Origin of the sequence: Pseudonocardia hierapolitana (genome assembly GCF_007994075.1) — a bacterium.
Taxonomy (GTDB): Bacteria; Actinomycetota; Actinomycetes; order Mycobacteriales; family Pseudonocardiaceae; genus Pseudonocardia; species Pseudonocardia hierapolitana.
In genome coordinates, this window is sequence record NZ_VIWU01000001.1 from 7,683,539 (window position 1) to 7,704,065 (window position 20,527).

The following is a 20,527-nucleotide window of genomic DNA, read 5'->3' on the forward strand; positions in this document are numbered from 1 at the left end:
CGTACCCTCGCGCGCCACGGGTAACCCGCGCCGGTGATGGAGGGGATCCCGGTCCGGCGCGTCGCCGTGCTGCGCTGCAACGCGCTCGGTGACTACCTGATGGCGACTCCCGCGCTCGCCGCGCTCCGCGCGCGGTTCCCCGACGCGGAGGTGACCCTGCTCGGCGCCCGCTGGCACGAGCTGTTCCTCTCCGGGAGGCCGGGACCGGTGGATCGCGTGCGCGTGCTCCCGCGCGTCGACGGCCTGGCCGGCCAGCCCCGGGACGCGCCGGACCCGCGCGCCCTGCCGGCCTTCCTGAGCGCGGAGCGCTACGACCTCGCCGTGCAGCTGCACGGGGGCGGCCGGGCGTCCAACCCGCTGGTCGCGGCCCTGGGCGCACGCCGCACGATCGGGCTGCGCGCCGCGGACGCACCGCCGCTGGACGCGAACGTCCCCTACCGCTACTACCAGCCCGAGGTCGAGCGGCTCCTCGAGGTCGCCCGGCTCGCCGGCGCCGACGGGCCTGCCGACTACCCGGCGCTCGCCGTGTCGGGGGCCGAACGCGACACCGCCGCCGGACTGCTGCCCGGCCCGGGGCCGTGGGTGGCGCTGCACGCCGGCGCCACCGATCCGCGCAGACGGTGGCCGGCCGCGAGGTTCGCCGCGCTCGCCGACGTGCTCGCGGCCACCGGGGCGCGCCCGGTGCTCGTGGGCGGGCCGGGTGACGCGGCGGTGAACGCCGAGGTCCGGGAGGCGGCCGAGGGCCCGGTCCCGGACCTGACCGGGCGCACCGACCTGGGCGCGCTCGCCGCCGTGCTGGAGCGCTGCGTGGTGGTCGTCGCGAACGACTCCGGCCCGCTGCACCTCGCCCGGGCCGTCGGCGCGGCCACCGTCGGCCTGTACTGGTGCGGCAACGCGATCAACGCGGCGCCTGCCACCCGTACCCGGCACCGACCGCTGCTGAGCTGGACCGTCCACTGCCCCGAGTGCGGCGCCGACTGCAGCACGGCCGGTCACCCGCACCGCCCGGGGGACGGCTGCGGGCACCGGCCGTCGTTCCTGGGGCAGATACCGGTGGCCGAAGCGGGCGAAGAGGTGATGGATCTGCTGGCGAGCGACCCGCCTCTCCGGTCGGGGGCGGACGCCGCCGGCGCATGAATCGGCCCCGCCCGCTCTCGGTGCGAGAGGCAGGCGGGGCCCGCGGGGGAGGTCGGACCGCGACCGTCACACGGCGAGCAGCCGCTCGAAGAAGCTGCGGTAGCGGCGCAACGCCATGCGCAGGTCCTCGGTGGAGGTCTCGTCGCTGTCGAGACCGCGCTCGATGCTGCGTCGCTGCTCCCGGAACAGGGTCTCCAGCTCGTCGAGCAGCTCGCCGACCAGCGCGTCGGCCTGGGCGACGGCCTCGCGCGGCTCGTCGACGAACGTGCCCTTCACCGCGTCCCACCGCGATCCGTACGACGCCGCGTGGTCCTCGGGCACGAGCCGCTCGCGCTGCTCGCCCGCCTGGTGAGCGGTCTGCTGCCCCGCTGTCTGCTGCCCCGCGGTCTGCTGCCCCGGCTGCCCGGCCGGCGGCTGCCCGGTCCGCGGCTGCCCGGAACCACTGTCCTCGGAGCGCATCGCGTCGGACCCCGAGTCCGTCGACCGCGTCTGGTCGGGCCGCGTCTGGTCGGGCCGCGTCTGCTCGGGCCGCGTCTGCTCGGGCCGTGTCTGGTCGGGCTGCGTCTGGTCGGATCGCATCTGCCCGGATCGCGTCTGCTCGGACGCCGCATGCTCGGACCGCGGGTACTCGGACTCCGCGGCCACCTGCTCGGGCCCCTCGTGAACCTTTTCGTTCTGCTCCGGCATCATCGGGTCTGCTCCTCGCCGGTCGGGTGGTGACGCTCGCGGCCGTCGTGGCTGCGGTCGTCGTGGCTGCGGTCGTCGTGGCTGCGCTCGTGGGTGCGCTCGTCGCCCCGGGTGTCGAGCAACGCGCTGACCAGCGACCGGTACGAGGTCACGGCGGAGCGCTGGTTCTCGGTGTCGACGTCACCGCGCTCCGTCGCGTCGCGCACCGCGTGGGCCTGCCGGTAGCGCTGCACCACGTCGGGGTGCTCCACCGAGATGTCCTCCGCGCGGCGCTCGAAGTCGCCGCCGTCGTCGCCGACCGGATATCCGCGGGTTCGCATGATGTCGAGGACGAGCCCGTCCGCGTCGTGGACGGCGCGTTTCGGGTCGTCGACGAACTCCCGCTGGATATCTGCCCATGATGCCGCGAACCGGTCGCGTTCCTCGGATCGGAGGTCGCGGATGTCGAGCTCGCGGTGGCGCTTCTCGCGTTCGGTCAGCTGCGCCTCTGCTGCGCGCCGGTTGCCTGTCTGGCTGAGGCTCCGCTCGTACTCGGGCCCGTAGTGCTCCTGCAGGCGTTCGGTGCGGCGGCGCTGGAACAGCATCGCGCCGAATGCGATCAGCGCGAGCGCCAACACCACGATGACGACGACAAGGACGGTCACGGTGCTGTCCACCGCACTCTCCTTCTCTGTGATTGTGGCGTTCACTCGAACGAGTGACGTCGTTGTGTACCGGTTACCAGGACATCGGGATCGACAAACATCCCCGTTCGAGTACGCCGCTTGGAGTTCGCGGAATGGGAATTTCCGTATTGGCGAGCCCTGCGAAATGCAGAAGGTTGAGCGGGCCTCCCGCCGGGTAGACCCCGTGGGGTGACCACCGTCCATCGTCCTGATCTGGCGGACCTGCGTCGCGACGCCGCCGCCTGCACCCGCTGCGAGCTGCACGCCCCCGCCACGCAGACAGTGTTCGGTGAGGGGCCGGCCTCGGCGTGGTTGATGCTCGTGGGGGAGCAGCCGGGCGACCGGGAGGACGTCGAGGGCGCGCCGTTCGTCGGACCGGCCGGCCGCGTGCTCGACACGGCCCTGCAGCGGGCGGGCATCGACCGCGACGAGGTCTACGTGACCAACGCCGTCAAGCACTTCCGGTTCGAGCGCGCGGGCAAGCGCCGCATCCACAAGACGCCCGGCGTCACGCACATCCGCGCCTGCCGCCACTGGCTGGACGGTGAGCTCGCCGCCGTCCGGCCGAGCGCCATGGCGACCCTCGGTGCCGTCGCCGCCAAGGCACTGCTCGGCTCGGGCTTCAAGATCACGAAGGAGCGTGGCCGGGTGCTGGAGTGGGAGGGGCACCAGCTCGTGCCGACCGTGCACCCGAGCTCGATCCTGCGCGGCCCGCCGGAGGCTCGCGAGGAGGCGCTGTCGGCCCTGGTGGCGGACCTGGAGGTCGTCGCGCGCCTCCGCCCCTGAGCCCCCGCCCCCGAGCCTCCGCCCCCGACTCCGGCGCCCTACGCAGCGGCCTGGAGTTCCAGCTCGCCGTCGTGGGCGTCCACCTTCACGTGCGTCCCGGCGGGGAGCTGCCCGGCCAGCAGCATGCCGGACAGTCGGTTGTCGATCTCCCGCTGGATCGTGCGCCGCAGCGGGCGGGCGCCGAACTCGGGCTGGTAGCCGAGCTCGGCGATCCGGCGCACGGCGGCCGGGGTGAACTCGACGGTGACGTCCTGCGCGGCCAGGCGCCTGCGGGTGTCGCCGAGGAGCAGGTCGGTGATCGTGGCGAGCTGGTCGGGGTCGAGCCTGCGGAAGACGATGATCTCGTCGATGCGGTTGAGGAACTCCGGCCGGAACACCTCCCGCAGCCGGGGCATGATCTTGTCGCGCAGGGCGGCGGAGTCGGCGTCGGTCCCGACGTCGCGGCTGCTGCCGAACCCGAGCGTCGCGCCCTGGTTGGTGATCAGCTCGGACCCGACGTTGCTGGTCATGATCACCACGGTGTTGCGGAAGTCCACCGTGCGGCCCTGGCTGTCGGTGAGCCGGCCGTCGTCGAGCACCTGCAGGAGCACGTTGAACACGTCGGGGTGGGCCTTCTCGATCTCGTCGAGCAGCAGCACCGAGTACGGGCGCCGCCGCACGGCCTCGGTCAGCTGGCCCGCCTCGCCGTAGCCGACGTAGCCGGGCGGGGCGCCGACCATCCGCGCGACGGTGTGCCGCTCGCCGTACTCGCTCATGTCCAGCCGGACCATCCGGTCCTCGTCGCCGAACAGCGCCACGGCGAGCGCGCGGGCGAGCTCGGTCTTGCCGACGCCGGTCGGGCCGAGGAACAGGAAGCTGCCGACCGGGCGGTCCTCGTCGCCGAGCCCGGCGCGGGAGCGGCGGATGGCCTCGGCGACGGCGGAGACGGCCTCGTCCTGCCCGACGACCCGCGCGTGCAGCTCCTGCTCGAGCCGCAGCAGGCGGTCGCGCTCGGCCTCGGTGAGCTGGGCGACCGGGATGCCGGTGGAGCGCGAGACCACCTCGGCGATGTCGGCGACGCCGACCTCGGGCACGCCGCCGTCGGACGCCCCGGTGGCGGCGAGCCTGCCACGCAGGTCGGCGATCTCGTCGCGCAGCTCGGACGCCCGCTCGTACTGCTCGTCGGTGACGGCCTGGTCCTTGTCCCGCTCGAGCTGCTCGAGGCGCTGTTCGAGACCGCGGCGGTCGACCGACGGGGTGCGGGTCCGGAGCCGGACGCGCGCCCCCGCCTGGTCCATCAGGTCGATCGCCTTGTCGGGGAGGAACCGGTCGGTGAGGTAGCGGTCGGAGAGCTCGACGGCGGCTCGCAACGCGTCCTCGGTGTAACGCACCTGGTGGTGGGCCTCGTAGCGGTCGCGCAGGCCGTGGAGGATCTCGATCGCGTCCTCGCAGCTGGGCTCGGGCACCATCACCGGCTGGAAGCGGCGGGCGAGCGCGGCGTCGGACTCGATGTGCTTGCGGTACTCGTCGAGGGTCGTGGCGCCGATGACGTGCAGCTCGCCGCGGGCCAGCGCCGGCTTGAGCATGTTGCCGGCGTCCAGAGACGATCCAGCGCCGCCGTCCCCACCACCGCCGCCTGCGCCGACCATGGTGTGCAGCTCGTCGATGAAGACGATCAGCTGGTCGCTGCCGGCGCGGATCTCGTCGATGAGGGTGCGCAGCCGCTCCTCGAAGTCGCCGCGGTAGCGCGTGCCGGCGACCACGCCGGAGAGCTGCAGCTCGACGACGCGGCGGCCGGCGAGGGTGTCGGGCACGTCGCCGTCGACGATGCGCTGAGCGATCCCTTCGACGATGGCGGTCTTGCCGACGCCTGCCTCGCCGATGAGCACGGGGTTGTTCTTGGTGCGGCGGGAGAGCACCTCGATGGTCTGCTCGATCTCGCCCGCCCGCCCGACCACCGGATCCAGGCGGCCCTCGCGGGCGGCGGCGGTGAGGTCCTGCCCGAACTGGTCCAGCGTCGGCGTCGAGGCGGGGCCGCCCGCATCGCCGCGCCGGGACGCGCGCGGGGCGCTCTGCGGGCCCGGGGTGAGACTGGCCTCCGCCAGCAGCCGGCCCGCTGCCGAGTCCTCGTTGGCGGCGATGGCGAGCAGCAGGTGCTCGGGGCCGATGTAGGTGGATCCCAGTGAGCGCGAGACCTGGTGGCCGTCCAGCAGCGCGCGTTTCGCGGCGGGCGTGAGGGCAGGGGCACGGCCGGTCGGCTCGGCCCGCTTCAGGCGCTCGTCCAGCATCTGCGCGATCCGGTCCGGGTCGGCGCCCGCCCGGTCGAGCCACTGGCGGGTCGGCTCGAGCTGGGTGGAGGCGAGCAGCATGTGCTGGGCGTCGAGGTCGGGGTCGCCGCGGTCGATCGCGAGCTGCGCGGCCGTCGCGAGCAGCTCGCGCGCCCCGGTGCTCATGAGGCGCGTGAGGTCGATCCGCCGGGCGGGTCCGCGGGCGCCCGGGCCGAGGAAGCGGGCGAGGAAGTCGTCGAACGAGCCGGGGTCGCCCGGCCCGGGGAAGCCGGTCATGGACGCACCTCTCCTGTGGGCGTTCCGATCGGGATCATCGGGTGGGCGTTCCCGACGTGCCGGATCCGAAACGGTTGGGCGCGCGCGGGTCGGGTAGCGGTCCGGGCATGGGTGGTGAGGCGAGGCAGCAGCTGACCGACGAGTACCTGGCCGGCGCGGTGGGGGAGATCCTCGCTCATGACGAGCGGGTGCGCGGGCTCGACGTCATGGCCGAGGTCGACGGCGGGGTCGTGCACCTGCGCGGGCGCGTGGACCGGCCGGCCCAGCTGGACACGGTCCGGCGACTGGCCGGGCGGCTGGCCGGCGTGCACGCGGTGTGGGACCGGGTGCGCGTCGCCGGCCGGGACCCGGTGGCGCTCGACCTCGGGTGCGGCGAGCAGCGCCAGTACCCGACGAACATCGGGGTGGACCGGAGGCGCACGCCGTCGGTGGCAGCGGTGGCCGACGTGTCGCGCCCGCTGCCGTTCCGGGACGCCAGCGTGGACCGGGTCTTCGCCGTGCACGTGCTGGAGCACCTGATCGACTTCCTGCCGTTGGTGGCCGAGTGCCACCGGGTGCTGCGCCCGGGCGGGGTGCTCCACGTGCTCTCCCCGTGGTGGAAGCACGTGAACGCGGTCGCCGACCCCACCCACGTCCGGCTGCTCGACACGCAGACGATCAAGGGCATCTGCTCCGGACCGGACCGGCCGGCCTGGTTCCCGCTGCACGTCGGCCGCGACGAGTCCACGGTGTTCGCCGACCTCACGCCCGCCCCGCCCGGCGACGGACCCGACGAGCGCCACATGGCCCGGTTCTTCGACTGACGGCGTCCAGCGATGTGAATCACTCGCCGGTTGGCGCGAGCACCCGCGGTGCCCGAGACTCCCCGGGAAAGTCGACGACGACGGGAGCAGGAGATGACGGGAAGCCCGCAGCGCGTGGCGATCGTGACGGGGGCGGCGCGCGGGATCGGCGCGGCCACCGCGCAGCGGCTGGCCGCCGACGGCCTCGCCGTGGCGGTGGTCGACCTCGAGGAGGCCTCGGCGAAGGGCACCGTCGATGCGATCGAGGCCGCCGGCGGGCGGGCGCTGGCCGTCGGGGCGGACGTCTCCGACCCCGCGCAGGTCGAGGCGGCCGTCGGGCGCGTGGCCGCCGAGCTCGGTGCGCCGACGGTGCTGGTGAACAACGCCGGCGTCACCCGCGACAACCTGCTGTTCAAGATGTCCGAGCTGGACTGGGACACCGTCATGGGGGTGCACCTGCGCGGCTCGTTCCTGATGTCGCGCGCCGTGCAGAAGCACATGGTCGAGCAGCGCTTCGGGCGCATCGTGAACCTCTCCAGCACGTCGGCGCTGGGCAACCGCGGCCAGGCCAACTACGCCACGGCCAAGGCCGGGCTGCAGGGCTTCACCAAGACGCTCGCGATCGAGCTGGGCAAGTTCGGCGTCACGGTCAACTGCATCGCGCCCGGGTTCATCGTGAGTGACATGACGAAGGCGACCGCGGAGCGGATCGGGCAGGACTGGGACACCTACGTGGCCGCCAGGGCGGCGGAGATCCCAGTGGCCCGCGCCGGACAGCCGGAGGACATCGCGAACGCCGTGTCGTTCTTCGTCAGCGAGAGCTCCGGGTTCGTCAACGGCCAGGTGCTCTACGTCGCAGGCGGCCCCAAGGCCTGACCGGGTCACACGCATACTGGCCGACGTGCGTTTCATCTTCCGGCCCCCGGCCGAACACGCGGCCGGGCTGCTCTCGCTGCCGTGGGACGAGCCGCTGGAGGAGTGGGAGGACGAGCGGCTCCTCGAGGTGGCCCATCGGGGGATCTCGCGGCACGTCGTGCGCTTCGTCGAGGCCGACGGCCACGTCTACGCGCTGAAGGAGATCGACGAACGCCTCGCCCGGCGCGAGTACCGGCTGCTGGGCCGCCTGGAGGAGCTGGGCATGCCGGCGGTGTCGGCGCTCGGTGTGTGCGTCGAGCGCCCGCCGGCCGGTGACGATCCGAGCGACACGCCCCAGGACGCCGTGCTCGTCACCCGGTTCCTGGACTACTCGATGTCCTACCGGTACGTGTTCTCGCACGGCCACACCACGCGCCCCACCGTGCAGCTGGTCGACGCGATGGTGGAGCTGCTGGTACGGCTGCACCTGGCGGGCCTGTTCTGGGGCGACTGCTCGCTGTCCAACACGCTGTTCCGCCCGGACGCGGGCAGCATCGCGGCCTACCTGGTGGACGCCGAGACCGCCGAGCTGCACCCCTCGCTCACGGCGGGGCAGCGCAGCTTCGACATCGAGTACGCCGCCGAGCGGGTCGGCGGGGAGCTGTTCGACCTGCAGGCGGGAGGCCTGCTCCCCGACGACGTCGACCCCGTCGAGATCGCGGCCGAGCTGCCCCGCCGCTACCACGCGCTGTGGGACGAGCTCACCCGCGAGGAGATCCTGCAGCCCGACGAGCAGCGCTACCGGGTGGCCGCGCGGGTGGACCGGATCAACGAGCTGGGCTTCGACGTCGACGAGATCGAGCTGAAGACCACCCACGAGGGCGTCCGGCTGCGCGTGCGCACGCAGGTGGCCGAGACCGGACGGCACCGCAACAGGCTCTTCGCCCTCACCGGGCTCGAGGTCACCGAGAACCAGGCCCGCAGGTTGCTCAACGACCTGACGAGCTACCGCGGGTACCTCGAGCAGAAGGAGGGCCGCTCGATCCCGGAGACCGTGGCCGGGCACCGGTGGCGGGCCGAGGTCTACGACAAGGTGATGGCCCGCATCCCGGAGTCGCTCGCCGACCGGCTGGAGCCCGCGGAGATCTTCCACGAGATCCTGGAGCACCGCTGGTTCCTCTCCGAACGGGCGGGCAAGGACGTGGGCACCACCGCGGCGGCGAAGTCCTACATCGACGCGATCCTGCCGAACACCCCGAGCACCCTGACACTGCCCGGTGGCGATCCGCTCCCGCGGCCCTGACCCATCCCCGCACGTCAGCAAGGTCCTCAACCTCACCCGGTGGGGGATGACCGCGTGCGTACGGGGCCGCTACGGTACGTGGCGTGATGTCCGGCACCCCGTTCGAGCCCTCCGGGTTCGATCCCGACGACCCGCCCGTTCCACCGTCGCGGCGGATCGACCCGTCGAAGCCGAACCTCGCGCGCGTCTACGACAGCTTCCTCGCGGGCAAGGACAACTACTCGGCCGACCGCGCCGTCGTCCGCGAGATCCACTCGGTCACGCCGGAGCTCGCCCGGGTCGTGCAGGAGGAGCGGGCCTGGCTGGGACGGGTCACCCGGTTCCTCGTGAAGTCGGCGCGGATCGAGCAGATCCTGCACGTCGGCTCGGGCATGCCGACCATCGAGAACACGCACGAGGCCGCCCAGCGCTTCAACGCCGACACCCGCGTCATCTACGTCGCCGACGACCCGGTGGTGCTGGCGCACGGCCGGGCGATCCTGGAGGAGAACGACCTCACCCACCTCGTCGAGGCGGGGTTCGCCCACCCGGACGACGTGCTCGGCCACGACACGGTCAAGAAGTACCTCGAGCCGGACGAGCCGGTCGCGCTGATCCACAGCCGCACCATGCACCACGTCGCCGGCAGGCAGCACCCGCACGAGATCGTGCAGCGCTACCTCGAGCGGCTCCCGTCCGGCTCCTACCTCGTGCTCTCGCACTTCTGCGACCCGCAGGACGACGGGCCCGGCACCCAGCTCGCCCGGCTCGTCGAGGGCGTCTTCACCCGCAGCGGGCTGGACCCGGTGACCTTCCGCCCGCGCGCGGAGATCGAGAAGTTCTTCGACGGCCTCCAGCTCGTCGAGCCGGGCGTGACCCGGTTGCGGGACTGGTGGCCCGACGGTCCGCTGCTGGCGCCCTCCAGCAAGGAGGACGACATGATGCTCGGCGGCGTGGCCCGCAAGCCCTAGCACCAGCTCCGCTAGGAGCTGCGGGGCACCACCGTGATCGACCAGGGGCCCACGGGCTCGGTGTCGGAGGCCACCTGCACCGGCTGGTCGCCCGCGTTCACGACCACCGCTCCGTCCGGGGCGCGGAACACCACGATCGGCGACGCGTCGGAGCGACCGATCTCGACGTCGCCCTGCGCCAGCCGCGGCACGAGCCACTGCCAGGCGGCGGTCAGCGGTGTGGGCCGCCCGCCGTCCTCCGAGGTGGCGTCGGTCCACAGCGCCGCGTAGGCCAGGTCGGGGTCGCCCTGGGGGCCCCACAGCAGCGCGCCGGAGGCACCCGACCGGGCGTACGCGGCCACGGCGGCGAGCGTGGCGGTGGCGCTGGCGGGGCTGTCGGCGCCCGGCCGAGCGTTCTCGGGCACGTCGGGGTAGAACTCCGCCCACCAGATCGGCAGGTCGGTCCGCTCGCGCAGCCACCGGTCCAGGTCGGCGTACTTCTGGGTGCCGTCGAGGACGGACGGGAGGGTGTCGTCCTTGGTCTTGGTGGCGCCGTCCACCGCGAGGAAGTCGGCACCCACGTTGTTGCGCAACCAGTACTCGATCACGTCGAGCGTGCGCTGGTCTGCCGCGCCCCACGGGCCGGTGACCTGGTCGGACGCATCGGTCTTGCCCTTGTCGAGGCTGATGAGCACGACGTAGGGACCGCCGACCTGGATGTCGGGTCGCACGGCCTTCACCGCGCGGTACACCTGGTTGTAGAACTCGGTGTAGCCCTCGTAGTCCCAGCGGTTCTCCGCCTGGTTGTAGAACCCCTTGAGCTCGTTCCACACCAGTACGCGGTCGACCTGCGGGTAGCGCTTCACCGCCTCGGCGGCGAGGTTCGCGTAGTCGCCGAAGTGCTCGGGCAGCGGGTTGTCCTCGAGCTTCGACCAGTCGGTGTCGCCCGCCTCGCCGCCCTTCATCCAGTCCGGCGCGCAGCACAGCGTGAGCATCGCCTTCCCGCCGGTCTCCTCGACGAGCTCCATGCGCCGGTCGAGGGTGTCCCAGTCGTAGTCGCCAGGCGACGGCTCCGGATTGTCGGTGCCGAAGCCCATGAGGTGGATGTTCTGCCAGATCGCGCTGTCGTCGCGGAGGATCTCCGCCCCCCGCTCCGTCGCCTCGTCCGGGTCGTGGGAGTCCAGGCTGTTCTGGGTGTGGGTGACGCCGAGCTCGAGCGGCGCCACCTGCTTCTCCCAGGTGAACCCGGAGTCCGCCTCGATCGCGCGCAGCGTCTGCTCGGAGATCGTCGTGGGCCCGGTCGGGCCCGACGAGCAGGCGGAGAGCCCAGTGATGATCACCGTGGCGAGCACCGCGAGCAGCGCGGCGAGGGAACGGGGAGAACGCACGACGAAACCTCGCTGTCGACCGGTTCTGGACGATCCTCGGCGGGAGCGGGCGAGACCCTACCGCTCGGCGCCAGTGGATGAGATAGTGGCAGGTCGGCCCTGAAGCGCTCCTGAGAGGGCCCCTCCACCCGCGATCCCGAGGACCGCACGCCGGTACCAGCCGGAACGTCGTCGCAGTTCGGCAGCTCTCCCGCGTTGCCGCACGCGGCCGTCGACGAGGACGACCACCTCGTCCATCCGGTCGAGCGCCTCCATGTCGTGCGTGATGAGGATCAACGACCGGCCGGCCGTCGCCGTGAGGAGGTCGTCGAGCACGGCGGCCCGGGTGTCGGGGTCGAGGTGGGTCGTGGGCTCGTCCAGCACGAGCAGCGGGCCGGCGTCTCCGGTCGCGGGCACGAGGAGGGCACGGGCGAGGGCGAGCCGCCTGCGCATCCCGCCGGACAGCCGGGTGCCGTGCGTGCCGGCCTCGGTGTCCAGGAGTGCGGGGTCCAGGCCGACCCGCGCCAGCACCGCCCGCAACTCGGCGTCGGTCGCGTCCGGCCGGGCCAGCCGCAGGTTCTCCCGCACGGTGCTGGCGAACAGGTGCGAGTCCTGGGGCATGCCGGTCACGTGAGCGCGCACGGTGTCGGCGGGCAGCGCGGTCACGTCGGCCCCGTCCAGGTGCACGGTGCCTGCGTCCGGGTCCCGGAAGCGGAAGAGCACGGCGGCGAGCGTGCTCTTCCCCGACCCGCTCGGGCCGACCACGGCGATCCGCCTGCCCGGGGGCACGTCCAGGTCGATACCGCCGAGGGCCCACGGCTCGTCGGGCCCGTAGCGCACCCGCAGCCCGCGGATCTGCAACCCCCGTCCGGCGGGCGCCGGCGCGGCGGCCGGCCGCGGCGTCAGCGCCGGTGGGGTGTCGAGGACGTCGAACAGGCGGGCACCCGCGGCGCGCACGGTGCCGAGCCGGGCCGCGGCGCCCGGCAGCGGGGCGACGATCTCGAACGCGGCGAGCGCGGTGAGCACCAGCACGGCCAGGGGGATCGGGGCGAGCACCCCGTCGCGCACCGCGGCCACGCCGAGCAGCAGCGTGCCCCACAGCGTGAGCCCGGCGAGCAGCGCGGACGCGCCCGCACCCAGGCCGAGCAGGCCGGCGTCGCGGCGCTCCACCCGGGTGAGCTCGGCGTCGGCGGCGTCCGCCCGGGCGATGGCGGCGGGCATGGCGCCGTACGCGACGAGGTCGGGGGCGCCGTGGATGGTGTCGACCAGCGCCGTGGAGAGCGCCGCCCGGCCCGCGGCGCGCCGCCTGCCCGGCCCACGTCCCGCGGCCGCGGCGGCCAGCGGCACGGCCACGCCGCCCAGCACGAGCCCCGCCGCGAGCAGCAGCCCGCCGGGTGCCAGCAGCGCGGTGCTCACCGCAACCGCGCCCGCCCCGGCCACCAGTGCGGCGAGCGGTGGCGTGAGGCCGCGCACGAGCAGGTCCTGGGTGGCGTCGGTGTCGCTGAAGAGGCGCGTGACCAGGTCGCCCGCGCGGAACCGGTGCACGGGCTCGGTCCGGGCCAGCCGCTCGTACACCCGCGCTCGCACGTCGGAGAGGGTGCGCAGCGCGGCGTCGTGCGTGACGACGCGCTCGAGGTAGCGGGCGACCCCGCGGGTGACGCCCAGCGCCCGCGTGGCGACGATCGCCACGGAGAGCGCCGTGAGCGGCGGGGACGTGGCGGCGGTGGCGATGAGCCACGCCGCGACGACGAGCAGCGCCACCCCCGCGGCGGTGGCGGTGGCCCCGGCGAGCACCCCGAGCGCGAAACGCGTCCCCCGCGGTCGCGCAAGCGCGATCATGCGCAGGAGCGGATCCCCGCCCCTTTCCGACGAACGGCGCGTTGGTCGGCACCTATCCGACGAACGCGCCGTTCGTCGGATGGAAGTGCGGGCGTCGTCAGGCACGAGCGGCCTCCACCAGCACGCCCGCCTCGAGGCGCACCACCTCGTCGGCCAGATCGGACCACCCCTCGTCGTGGGCGACGATCACGCCGGTCCGCCCGTGGAGCAGCCGGGCGACGCCGGCGCGCACGGCGGCGGCGTTCTCCGGGTCCAGGTGCGCGGTGGGCTCGTCCAGCAGCACGATCGGGGCGTCGAGGGTCTCCTGGCGCAGGAACGCCCTGGCCAGTGCGATGCGTTGGCGCTGGCCCGCGGACAGCCGGTGCCCGCGCTCGCCGAGCGGGGTGGCGTAGCCGTCGGGGAGCGCGTCGATCACCTCCTCGGCCTCCGCCCGCCCCGCGGCCCGGCGCACCGCCTGGTCGGGCGCGTCGGGGAGGCCGAGCCGGATGTTGTCGGCCACCGAGGCGTCGAAGAGGTACGGATGCTGGGGCAGCCAGGCGATGCGCAGGCGCCACGTGTCCGGGTCGACGTCGGCCAGGTCGACCTCCCGGCCGTCGGCCGCGGTGACCACCACGCGGCCTGCGGTCGGCTCGGCGAACCGCAGGAGCAGCGCCAGGAGGCTGGTCTTGCCGGCACCGCTGCGCCCGGTGACGAGCGTGGTCGTGCCGGGGCGCAGGGTCAGGTCGACCCCACCGAGGGCGGCGGCGTCGCGACCCGGGTAGGTGAGGTGGGTCCCGGCGAAGCGCACGGCCGGGCGCGGGGCCGGCCGGACGGGAGCGGCCGGGGCGGGCGCGACGGCGGGGCGCTCCAGCGCGGCGAACACGCGTTCGGCCGCGGTCACACCCTCCATGCTCGCGTGGAACCGCGCTCCGACCTCGCGCAACGGGAGGTACGCCTCCGGCGCGAGGATGAGCACCAGGAGCGCGGTCTCCAGGTCGAGGCGGCCGTACAGCAGCCGCAGCCCGATCTCCACCGCCACCAGCGCCACGGCGAGCGTCGCGAGCACCTCCAGCACGAACGCGGACAGGAACGCCACCCGCAGCGTGCGCATCGTCGCCTCGCGGTGGGCGTCGGTCACCCGGCGGATGAGGGCGGCCTCCGCCTTCGCGCGGCGGAAGACCGCGAGCGTCGGCAGGCCCTCCACGACGTCGAGGAAGTGGCCGCCGAGCCGCTGCAGCAGGTGCCATTGCCGACGCGTGCGCGCTTCGGTGTGCATCCCGACGAGCGCCATGAACAGCGGGATCAGGGGCAGCGTGAGCGCGATGACCAGGCCGGAGATCCAGTCGGCCCGGAACACGACGGCGAGCACCGCCACGGGCACGAGCACCGCCAGCACGAGCTGGGGGAGATAGCGGGCGATGTAGTCGTCGAGGGCGTCGAGGCCACGGGTCGCGAGCGTGGCGAGCTCGCCGGCGTCCGTCGTGGCCGGGTCGGCGGCGGCGACGTGCCGGACGAGCCTGCGCCGCAGGTCGGACTTGACGCGTGCGGCGCTGCGCAGGGCGGCGGCCTCGGCCGCGTAGGCCAGGGCGGCGCGGGTGAGCGCGATGGCCCCGACGGCGGCGATCGTGGCGCCCAGCGCCTCCGTGGCTCCTGCCGTCGCTCCCGCGATCGTCCGCGCCACCAGCCAGGCCTGCAGCAGGATCAACGCAGTGGCCGCGAACCCGCACGCGACCGTGACGACCAGGTGCACCCGCACGGCCGCGGTGGAGCGGACCAGGCGCGGGTCGAGCGGCCTCATGACACGTGCGCCCGGGTCACGCGGCGCCGGAACACCCAGTAGCTCCAGGACTGGTAGAGCAGCACCAGCGGCAGGGCGAACCCGCCGATCCAGGACAGGATGCCGAGCGTGTAGGGCTTCGACGCGGCGTCGGCCACCGTGAGGTCGAACGCGGGATCGAGCAGCGAGGGCAGCACGGCGGGGAAGAGCGTCGCGAAGAGCGCCGCCGTCGTGGCCGCGACCGCGATCGCGGTGGCGAGGAACGCCCAGCCCTCCCGGCGGCGGGCCACCAGCAGGGCCCCGCCGAGCAGCGCCCCGACGGCGCAGGCCGCGACGACGGCCGTGGCGGGTGAGCCGTGGTCGGCCTGGGTCCACATGAGGAACGCGAAGAGCGTCGCCCCCGCGGCGGGCGCCGCCGCCCGTGCCGCGGCCCGGGCCCGGTGCCGGACCGGGCCGTCGGTCTTGAGTGCCAGGAACACCGCGCCGTGCAGGACGAACAGCGTGAGCGTCGCGAGGCCGCCCACCAGCGCGTACGGGTTGAGCAGGTCGACCAGGTCCGAGCGGACCACGCGATCGGGGCCCAGCTCGACCCCGCGCACGAGGTTGGCGAACACCAGGCCCCAGGTGAACGCGGGCACCGCGCTGCCGGCGACGATCGCGACGTCCCAACGGGCCCGCCACCGCGGGTCGTCCACCTTGCCGCGGTACTCGAACGCGACGCCACGCGCGATCAGCGCCACCACGACGAGCAGCACCGGCAGGTAGAAGCCGCTCAGCAGGCCCGCGTACCAGGCGGGGAACGCGGCGAACATCGCGCCGACGGCGGTGATCAGCCAGACCTCGTTGCCGTCCCAGACCGGGCCGATCGCGTTGATCACCACCCGCCGGTCGGTGTCGGAGCCGCGCCCGAGCACAGGCAGCAGCATGCCGACGCCGAAGTCGAATCCCTCGAGCACGAAGTAGCCGGTCCAGAGCACCGCGATCGCGACGAACCAGACGGTGGGCAGGTCCACGGCGGATCCCCTCCTGGTAGACGAACGCCCTAGTAGACGAATGCGGGGACGCGGTCGGGCTCGGGCTCGCCCGCGCGCGGGTACGGCATGACGTGGCCGGGCCCGGCCGCGACGTAGCGCAGGAGCAGCCGCGCCTCGACGACGGCGAGAGCGCCGTAGAGCGCGGTGAAGACCGTCAGCGAGAACGCCACCTCGCCGAGGCTCACCCCGGGGGAGACGCTCGCGGCCGTCAGCAGGTGCCCGACCACCGTCCAGGGCTGGCGGCCCATCTCGGTGAGGACCCAGCCGAAGATGTTCGCGGCGAGCGCGGCGGGCAGCGCGGCGATCGCCACCCGGTACATCCACCGGTGCCGCGGCAGCGCCCCGCGGCGGGTGAGCCACAGACCGATCACGCCGACGCCGACCCCGGCCAGCCCCAGCCCGATCATCAGCCGGAACGACCAGTACAGGACCGGGATGTTCGGGGTGTAGTCGCCGGGGCCGAACTGCTCGGCGAACCGGCGTTGCAGGTCGTTGATGCCCTCGACCTCACCGGCGGGGGAGCCGGTGGCGAGGAAGCTGAGCACGTAGGGCACCTCGAGGTCCACGACGTTGCGACCGACGCCCACCTCGCCGATCTCGTGATCGCCGATCGCGAACAGGGAGAACCCGGCCGCGCTCTCGGTCTCCCAGATCGCCTCGGCCGACGCGAGCTTCATCGGCTCGTACTCGGCCATGAGCTTGGCCTGGTGGTCGCCCGAGAGCGCGACCACCGCCCCGGCGATCGCCGTGGTGACCAGCCCGGCGCGCAGCGTCCGGCGGAACAGCCCTGGCTCGTCCGGGTGCGGGGCGCGGTCGCGGTGCAGCAGCTTGTACGCGGAGACGGCCACCACGAACAGGCCCGCCACGACGAACGACGCGCTGACCACGTGCAGGTAGGTCGAGAGGGCCTGCGGGTTGGTGAGCACCGCCCAGATGTCGGTGAGGTACGCGCGCCCCGTCGCCGGGTCCACCGCGAACCCGACGGGGTGCCTCATCCAGGCGTTGGCGGTGAGGATGAAGAACGCCGAGAGGTTCGAGCCGATCGCGGCGGCCCAGATCGTCGCCAGGTGCACGCGGCGCGGCAGCCGGTCCCACCCGAAGATCCACAGCCCGATGAAGGTGGACTCGAGGAAGAACGCGAGGAGGGCCTCCATCGCGAGTGGCGCGCCGAACACGTCCCCGACGAACGTCGAGTAGGTGCTCCAGTTCATCCCGAACTGGAACTCCTGGACGATCCCGGTCACCACGCCCATCGCGAAGTTGATCAGGAACAGCTTCCCGAAGAACTTCGTGGCCCGCAGGTACTCCGGCCGCCCCGTCCGGTGCCACGCGGTCTGGAGCGCCGCCACGACGACCGAGAGGCCGATCGTCAGCGGGACGAACAGGAAGTGGTAGATCGTCGTGATCCCGAACTGCCACCGTGCCAGGTCCAGCGCGTCCACCCGTGCCTCCCCATGAACTTCTACTGCCTGTAGTAGTTCTACCGCATGTAGAAGATCGAAGGGTGGGAGGGTGTTGTGGATCTCGCTCAGACCTCGGCGGTGGCGAACTCCCGTCCCGCCTCGTTCTCGATGACGACCTCGGCGACCTGGTCGAGGGGCACGAGCGCGGAGCCGTCGAGCGTGATGCCGTCGCGCCAGCCGCCCTGCGAGACCAGCCAGCTGCCGGCGATCTGCCGGGAGCCGTCACGGGCCACCACGACGATGTAGCACCGCTCGCCCGGCGGGATCCCCTTCACCGAGGTCGTCAGGCGCACCCAGCCTGCGGCCGGTGTGAGCGTCGCGGTCATCGCGACGCCGGGAGCGCCGCCGCCGGTCAGCTGCACGGCGCCCGGCGCGGCCACGACCGCGGGAGGCGGCGGGGCGGTCTCCCGCCCGATCAGCACCCCGCCGCCGAGGAACACGGCGACCGCGGCCGCGGCGGCGCCGGCGAGCAGCAACCGCCGCCTGCGGCGCTGTGCGGCCGCTTCCGCCCGCACCTGTCGCACGGTGCGCTGCAGCATGAGATCGGCCTCGGGCGGACCGTCGAGGAACGCCTCCGGGGGCACGTCGTCGAGCAGGTCGACCATCCCTCGCAGTTCCTCCCACTCGCGTCGGCACGCCGGGCAGCCCGCGAGGTGCTCCTCCACGGCGCGCGACTGCGCGGCGTCGAGCAGGCCCAGTGCATGGGCGCCGAGCTCCTCGGGGTCGTGTGCCCCGCCGTGCTGATCCGACCAGTCGCCGTTCCCGGCCCGGTGGCGGTTCACGCCGGCACCTCCCGCCCCGCCGCGTTCTCGGACATCGTTCCCGCCAGGGCCTGCCGCAGCGCCCGGAGCGCGTAGTACGAGCGCGACTTCACGGTGCCGGCGGGGATGCCGAGCGCCGTGGCGGCCTCGCCGAGGCTGCGCCCCTTGAAGTAGATCTGGTCGAGCACGCCCCTGTGGTCCTCGGAGAGCTCGTCGAGCGCCGCCATGACGGTGACCGAGGCCACGACGCTGTCGGCGTGGTCGCGCACGACCGGTGGCGAGTCGGGGTTCTCCGCGACCTCCTGCGGACGGGCGGCCTTGGCCCGGTACCGGTCGGTGACCAGGTTGCGGACCACGGTCAGCAGCCAGCCCCGTGCGGATCCCTTGCCGTTGGTCAGCACGTCGGGATGTCGCCAGGCGCGGATCAGCGTCTCTTGCACGATGTCCTCCGCAGCGGCACGGTCGCCGGTGAGCCGGGTGGCGTACGCGAGCAGGGCACGCCCGTGCTCGGAGTAGACGGCGTGCACCAGTGCCTCGTCACGATCACGGGCGGGTGGCATTGTCGGTGGGCTCCCGGGGCTTGGGTCGGGGGCGGAACCCTAGCGGAGCGGTTCCCACCCCCGACACGGCCGATCCGCGTGGACGGTTCACTGCGGGATCCGCTGAACCGGTAGGCCATCGGATCCGTGTGGACAAGGAGCGCGCCCGGACCGACCGGGCCCCGACGACCCCGGGGGAGTGCCGTGTCCAGGTTCGCACCGTTGATCACACTCGGGACGGTGGCCGCACTCGGTGGCGGGCTGCTGTTCGTCAACACGACGGTGCTCGGTCCGCCCGCCGTCACCGCCGGCACGGCGGTCGCCGCACCGCCGGTCGCCGCGGCCGAGGTGGCGCCGGGAGCCGCGCCGGAAGCCGCGCCGCCCGTCCCGCCCGCTGCCGCTCCGGCGGCGCCCGCCGTCGTGGAGGCCGCCTACACGGGCCGGTCGGCCGGCGACGAGGTCACCGTCGCGCTCGCGGTCAAGGACGGCAGGGCCGTGGCCTACGTGTGCGACGGCAAGAAGGTCGAGGCGTGGTACGAGGGCACGCTCGCCGGAGCGGACCTGCAGCTGTCGGCGGCCGACGGGAAGCCCGGGATCACCGCGACGGTGACCGAGGCGGCCACCCTCGGCACGGTCACCGTCGGGGGCAAGGACCTGCCCTTCGCCGCGGAGGACGTCGCGGCGCCCGCCGGGCTCTACGAGGGTCGCGCCGCCGTGCGCGGCGTCCTCACCCGGATCGGGTGGATCGTCGAGGACGACGGCGACGTCACCGGCGTGGCCAATGCCGGCGGCACCCGGCGGCCGGCGCCCGAGCTGGACCCGGCCGCCCCGGGCGCCACCAGGATCGACGGCGTGCCGGTCACGGTCACCGCCCTCGACGGTTCCGCCCCGGTGATCGGGCGATGACCCGCTCCGCACCCCGCGTCCCGGTCCAGCAGGTGAGCGCCGGGATGCCCGGCCCGCACTCCGGCTCCCACCAGGAACGGACCCTGCCGCGCGCGGCGGGCTATCCCGCCCCGGAACCGCACCGCCGCGCGGCGCGGCGCGGTGGCGGCGCCGGTCTCGTCGTCGCGGCGGCGTTGGGATCGCTGGTGGCCGTGGCCCTCGGCGTGTACGGCCGGATGCACGAGCCGGCGTCGGCGGCGCTCAACATCGCGGGCTTCTCCTCGGGGATCGCCGCGAAGGCGTGGCTGGCCACCGGCGCGTTCCTGCTGGCGCTCGTGCAGCTGTGGTCCGCGGCGGCCCTCTACGGGCGGGTGGGCAGGCGGTGGCGCGAGGCCGGTGGCGCGCCGGGCTGGGTGGCGGGCCTGCACCGGTGGTCGGGCCGGGCGGCGGTGCTGCTCACCGTCCCGGTGGCCGTGCACTGCCTCTACGCGCTCGGCTACGAGGACAGCAGCCTGCGCGTGCTCGTGCACTCGCTGGCCGGCTGCTTCCTGTACGGCGTGTTCGTCACGAAGATGCTGGTGCTGCAGCAGCCGAGGAGCCCCCGCTGGAGCCTCCCGCTGCTCGGCGGCGTGCTGTTCACGACCATCACCGCGGTGTGGCTCACCTCGGCGGTGTGGTTCTTCTCGACGTCCGGACTCTCCTTCTAGAAAGGGACCCCGTGCTTCCTGCCCACCCGAGCCCCCTCACGCGGCGCGTGTTCGTCGCCAGTACGTGCGGCGCGGCCTGCGCCGCCGCGCTCAGCGCCTGCTCCATCTACCGGGCCGGTCCGGCGCCCGTGCAGGCGCCCGCCGCCCCGGCCGTGCCGGACGCGCAGGGCGCCCCCACCCCCGGGGGATCGGCACAGGCCGGCGCGCTCGCCAGTACATCGGACATCCCGGTGGGCGGCGGCGCCGTGTTCGCCGAACAGGACGTCGTGGTCACGCAGCCGGCCGCGGGGGAGTTCCGCGCCTTCTCCGCCACCTGCACCCACCAGGGGTGCCCGGTCACCGAGGTGGTCGACGGCACGATCAACTGCAACTGCCACGGCAGCAAGTTCGCCGTGGAGGACGGTTCCGTGGTCGACGGGCCCGCCGACACCCCGCTCCCCGAGCGGGACATCTCCGTGACCGGGGAGCAGATCCGGCTCGCCTGACCGC

Annotated in this window: 19 protein-coding genes; 9 read left to right on the forward strand and 10 right to left on the reverse strand. The window is 73.8% G+C overall.

Features of this window, described 5'->3' with window-relative positions; genetic code table 11:
• Positions 1-36: 36 nt before the first annotated feature.
• A complete protein-coding gene (locus FHX44_RS36170; RefSeq protein ID WP_147261744.1) occupies positions 37-1,137 on the forward strand; it encodes a glycosyltransferase family 9 protein in 1,101 nt (366 codons plus the stop codon).
• Positions 1,138-1,203: 66 nt separating this feature from the next.
• On the opposite strand, the gene FHX44_RS36175 is transcribed toward FHX44_RS36170, so the two are convergent.
• Together FHX44_RS36175 and FHX44_RS36180 are read right to left on the reverse strand one after the other, a co-directional pair.
• On the reverse strand, positions 1,204-1,824 hold the full coding sequence (locus FHX44_RS36175) for a hypothetical protein (RefSeq protein WP_147259878.1): 621 nt from the start codon (positions 1,822-1,824) through the stop codon (positions 1,204-1,206).
• The gene (locus FHX44_RS36180; protein WP_212612809.1) at positions 1,824-2,480 is read right to left on the reverse strand and encodes a hypothetical protein; all 657 of its coding nucleotides are present in this window, start codon (positions 2,478-2,480) and stop codon (positions 1,824-1,826) included. Before FHX44_RS36180 ends, FHX44_RS36175 begins: the two co-directional genes overlap by 1 nt.
• Positions 2,481-2,678: 198 nt before the next feature.
• Between FHX44_RS36180 and FHX44_RS36185 the strand changes: the two genes are divergently transcribed.
• Entirely contained in the window at positions 2,679-3,275 is a 597-nt protein-coding gene (locus FHX44_RS36185) for a UdgX family uracil-DNA binding protein (RefSeq protein WP_147259879.1), read from the forward strand.
• Between the two features lie 38 nt (positions 3,276-3,313).
• Here FHX44_RS36185 and FHX44_RS36190 read toward each other — a convergent pair whose 3' ends face one another.
• On the reverse strand, positions 3,314-5,818 hold the full coding sequence (locus tag FHX44_RS36190) for an ATP-dependent Clp protease ATP-binding subunit (RefSeq protein ID WP_147259880.1): 2,505 nt from the start codon (positions 5,816-5,818) through the stop codon (positions 3,314-3,316).
• A 107-nt stretch (positions 5,819-5,925) separates the two neighbouring features.
• On the opposite strand from FHX44_RS36190, the gene FHX44_RS36195 reads away from it, so the two are divergent.
• The 4 genes from FHX44_RS36195 (at position 5,926) to FHX44_RS36210 (ending at position 9,708) form a co-directional block, all read left to right on the forward strand.
• Positions 5,926-6,621, forward strand: coding sequence for a methyltransferase domain-containing protein (locus tag FHX44_RS36195; RefSeq protein ID WP_147259881.1), 696 nt, complete (start codon positions 5,926-5,928; stop codon positions 6,619-6,621).
• A gap of 93 nt (positions 6,622-6,714) precedes the next feature.
• Positions 6,715-7,476 carry a 3-oxoacyl-ACP reductase FabG gene (gene fabG / locus FHX44_RS36200; RefSeq protein ID WP_147259882.1) on the forward strand — a complete coding sequence of 254 codons (762 nt, stop codon included), beginning with the start codon at positions 6,715-6,717 and terminating at the stop codon, positions 7,474-7,476.
• Between the two features lie 25 nt (positions 7,477-7,501).
• A complete protein-coding gene (locus FHX44_RS36205; protein ID WP_147259883.1) occupies positions 7,502-8,758 on the forward strand; it encodes a DUF4032 domain-containing protein in 1,257 nt (418 codons plus the stop codon).
• 86 nt (positions 8,759-8,844) lie between these two features.
• A complete protein-coding gene (locus FHX44_RS36210) occupies positions 8,845-9,708 on the forward strand; it encodes an SAM-dependent methyltransferase (RefSeq protein WP_147261745.1) in 864 nt (287 codons plus the stop codon).
• Between the two features lie 11 nt (positions 9,709-9,719).
• On the opposite strand, the gene FHX44_RS36215 is transcribed toward FHX44_RS36210, so the two are convergent.
• The 7 genes from FHX44_RS36215 to FHX44_RS36245 all read right to left on the reverse strand — a co-directional run bounded on the left by FHX44_RS36215 (position 9,720) and on the right by FHX44_RS36245 (position 18,467).
• Complete coding sequence (locus FHX44_RS36215) at positions 9,720-11,075, reverse strand: glycoside hydrolase family protein (protein WP_147259884.1); 1,356 nt, start codon at positions 11,073-11,075, stop codon at positions 9,720-9,722.
• 57 nt (positions 11,076-11,132) lie between these two features.
• Positions 11,133-12,893, reverse strand: a complete 1,761-nt coding sequence (gene cydC / locus FHX44_RS36220; protein ID WP_147259885.1) for a thiol reductant ABC exporter subunit CydC — start codon at positions 12,891-12,893, stop codon at positions 11,133-11,135.
• Between the two features lie 97 nt (positions 12,894-12,990).
• A complete protein-coding gene (gene cydD / locus FHX44_RS36225; RefSeq protein ID WP_147259886.1) occupies positions 12,991-14,670 on the reverse strand; it encodes a thiol reductant ABC exporter subunit CydD in 1,680 nt (559 codons plus the stop codon).
• Entirely contained in the window at positions 14,667-15,662 is a 996-nt protein-coding gene (cydB, locus tag FHX44_RS36230) for a cytochrome d ubiquinol oxidase subunit II (protein ID WP_147259887.1), read from the reverse strand. Before cydB ends, cydD begins: the two co-directional genes overlap by 4 nt.
• Before the next feature lie 29 nt (positions 15,663-15,691).
• Positions 15,692-17,125 (reverse strand): cytochrome ubiquinol oxidase subunit I, encoded by a 1,434-nt coding sequence (locus tag FHX44_RS36235; RefSeq protein ID WP_147259888.1) that lies wholly within the window; start codon positions 17,123-17,125, stop codon positions 15,692-15,694.
• Between the two features lie 86 nt (positions 17,126-17,211).
• The gene (locus FHX44_RS36240; RefSeq protein WP_147259889.1) at positions 17,212-17,928 is read right to left on the reverse strand and encodes an anti-sigma factor family protein; all 717 of its coding nucleotides are present in this window, start codon (positions 17,926-17,928) and stop codon (positions 17,212-17,214) included.
• Complete coding sequence (locus FHX44_RS36245; RefSeq protein ID WP_147259890.1) at positions 17,925-18,467, reverse strand: sigma-70 family RNA polymerase sigma factor; 543 nt, start codon at positions 18,465-18,467, stop codon at positions 17,925-17,927. The genes FHX44_RS36240 and FHX44_RS36245 overlap by 4 nt, the downstream gene beginning before the upstream one ends.
• 183 nt (positions 18,468-18,650) lie before the next feature.
• On the opposite strand from FHX44_RS36245, the gene FHX44_RS42465 reads away from it, so the two are divergent.
• The 3 genes from FHX44_RS42465 to FHX44_RS36255 are packed head-to-tail and all read left to right on the forward strand — an operon-like array spanning position 18,651 to position 20,523.
• Entirely contained in the window at positions 18,651-19,352 is a 702-nt protein-coding gene (locus tag FHX44_RS42465) for a hypothetical protein (RefSeq protein ID WP_170308689.1), read from the forward strand.
• On the forward strand, positions 19,349-20,038 hold the full coding sequence (locus tag FHX44_RS36250) for a DUF6529 family protein (RefSeq protein ID WP_246170778.1): 690 nt from the start codon (positions 19,349-19,351) through the stop codon (positions 20,036-20,038). Before FHX44_RS42465 ends, FHX44_RS36250 begins: the two co-directional genes overlap by 4 nt.
• Before the next feature lie 11 nt (positions 20,039-20,049).
• The gene (locus tag FHX44_RS36255; protein ID WP_147259891.1) at positions 20,050-20,523 is read left to right on the forward strand and encodes a Rieske (2Fe-2S) protein; all 474 of its coding nucleotides are present in this window, start codon (positions 20,050-20,052) and stop codon (positions 20,521-20,523) included.
• Positions 20,524-20,527: the final 4 nt, after the last annotated feature.

Excerpts from the sequence above, each read along its gene's own strand:
- FHX44_RS36195 (WP_147259881.1), top strand. The coding sequence starts at position 5,926 with ATGGGTGGTGAGGCGAGGCAGCAGCTGACCGACGAGTACCTGGCCGGC.
- FHX44_RS36175 (WP_147259878.1), bottom strand. The coding sequence starts at position 1,824 with ATGCCGGAGCAGAACGAAAAGGTTCACGAGGGGCCCGAGCAGGTGGCC.
- cydD (WP_147259886.1), bottom strand. The coding sequence starts at position 14,670 with ATGAGGCCGCTCGACCCGCGCCTGGTCCGCTCCACCGCGGCCGTGCGG.
- cydC (WP_147259885.1), bottom strand. The coding sequence starts at position 12,893 with ATGATCGCGCTTGCGCGACCGCGGGGGACGCGTTTCGCGCTCGGGGTG.
- FHX44_RS36245 (WP_147259890.1), bottom strand. The coding sequence starts at position 18,467 with ATGCCACCCGCCCGTGATCGTGACGAGGCACTGGTGCACGCCGTCTAC.
- FHX44_RS36210 (WP_147261745.1), top strand. The coding sequence starts at position 8,845 with ATGTCCGGCACCCCGTTCGAGCCCTCCGGGTTCGATCCCGACGACCCG.
- FHX44_RS36170 (WP_147261744.1), top strand. The coding sequence starts at position 37 with ATGGAGGGGATCCCGGTCCGGCGCGTCGCCGTGCTGCGCTGCAACGCG.
- fabG (WP_147259882.1), top strand. The coding sequence starts at position 6,715 with ATGACGGGAAGCCCGCAGCGCGTGGCGATCGTGACGGGGGCGGCGCGC.
- FHX44_RS36190 (WP_147259880.1), bottom strand. The coding sequence starts at position 5,818 with ATGACCGGCTTCCCCGGGCCGGGCGACCCCGGCTCGTTCGACGACTTC.
- FHX44_RS36250 (WP_246170778.1), top strand. The coding sequence starts at position 19,349 with ATGACCCGCTCCGCACCCCGCGTCCCGGTCCAGCAGGTGAGCGCCGGG.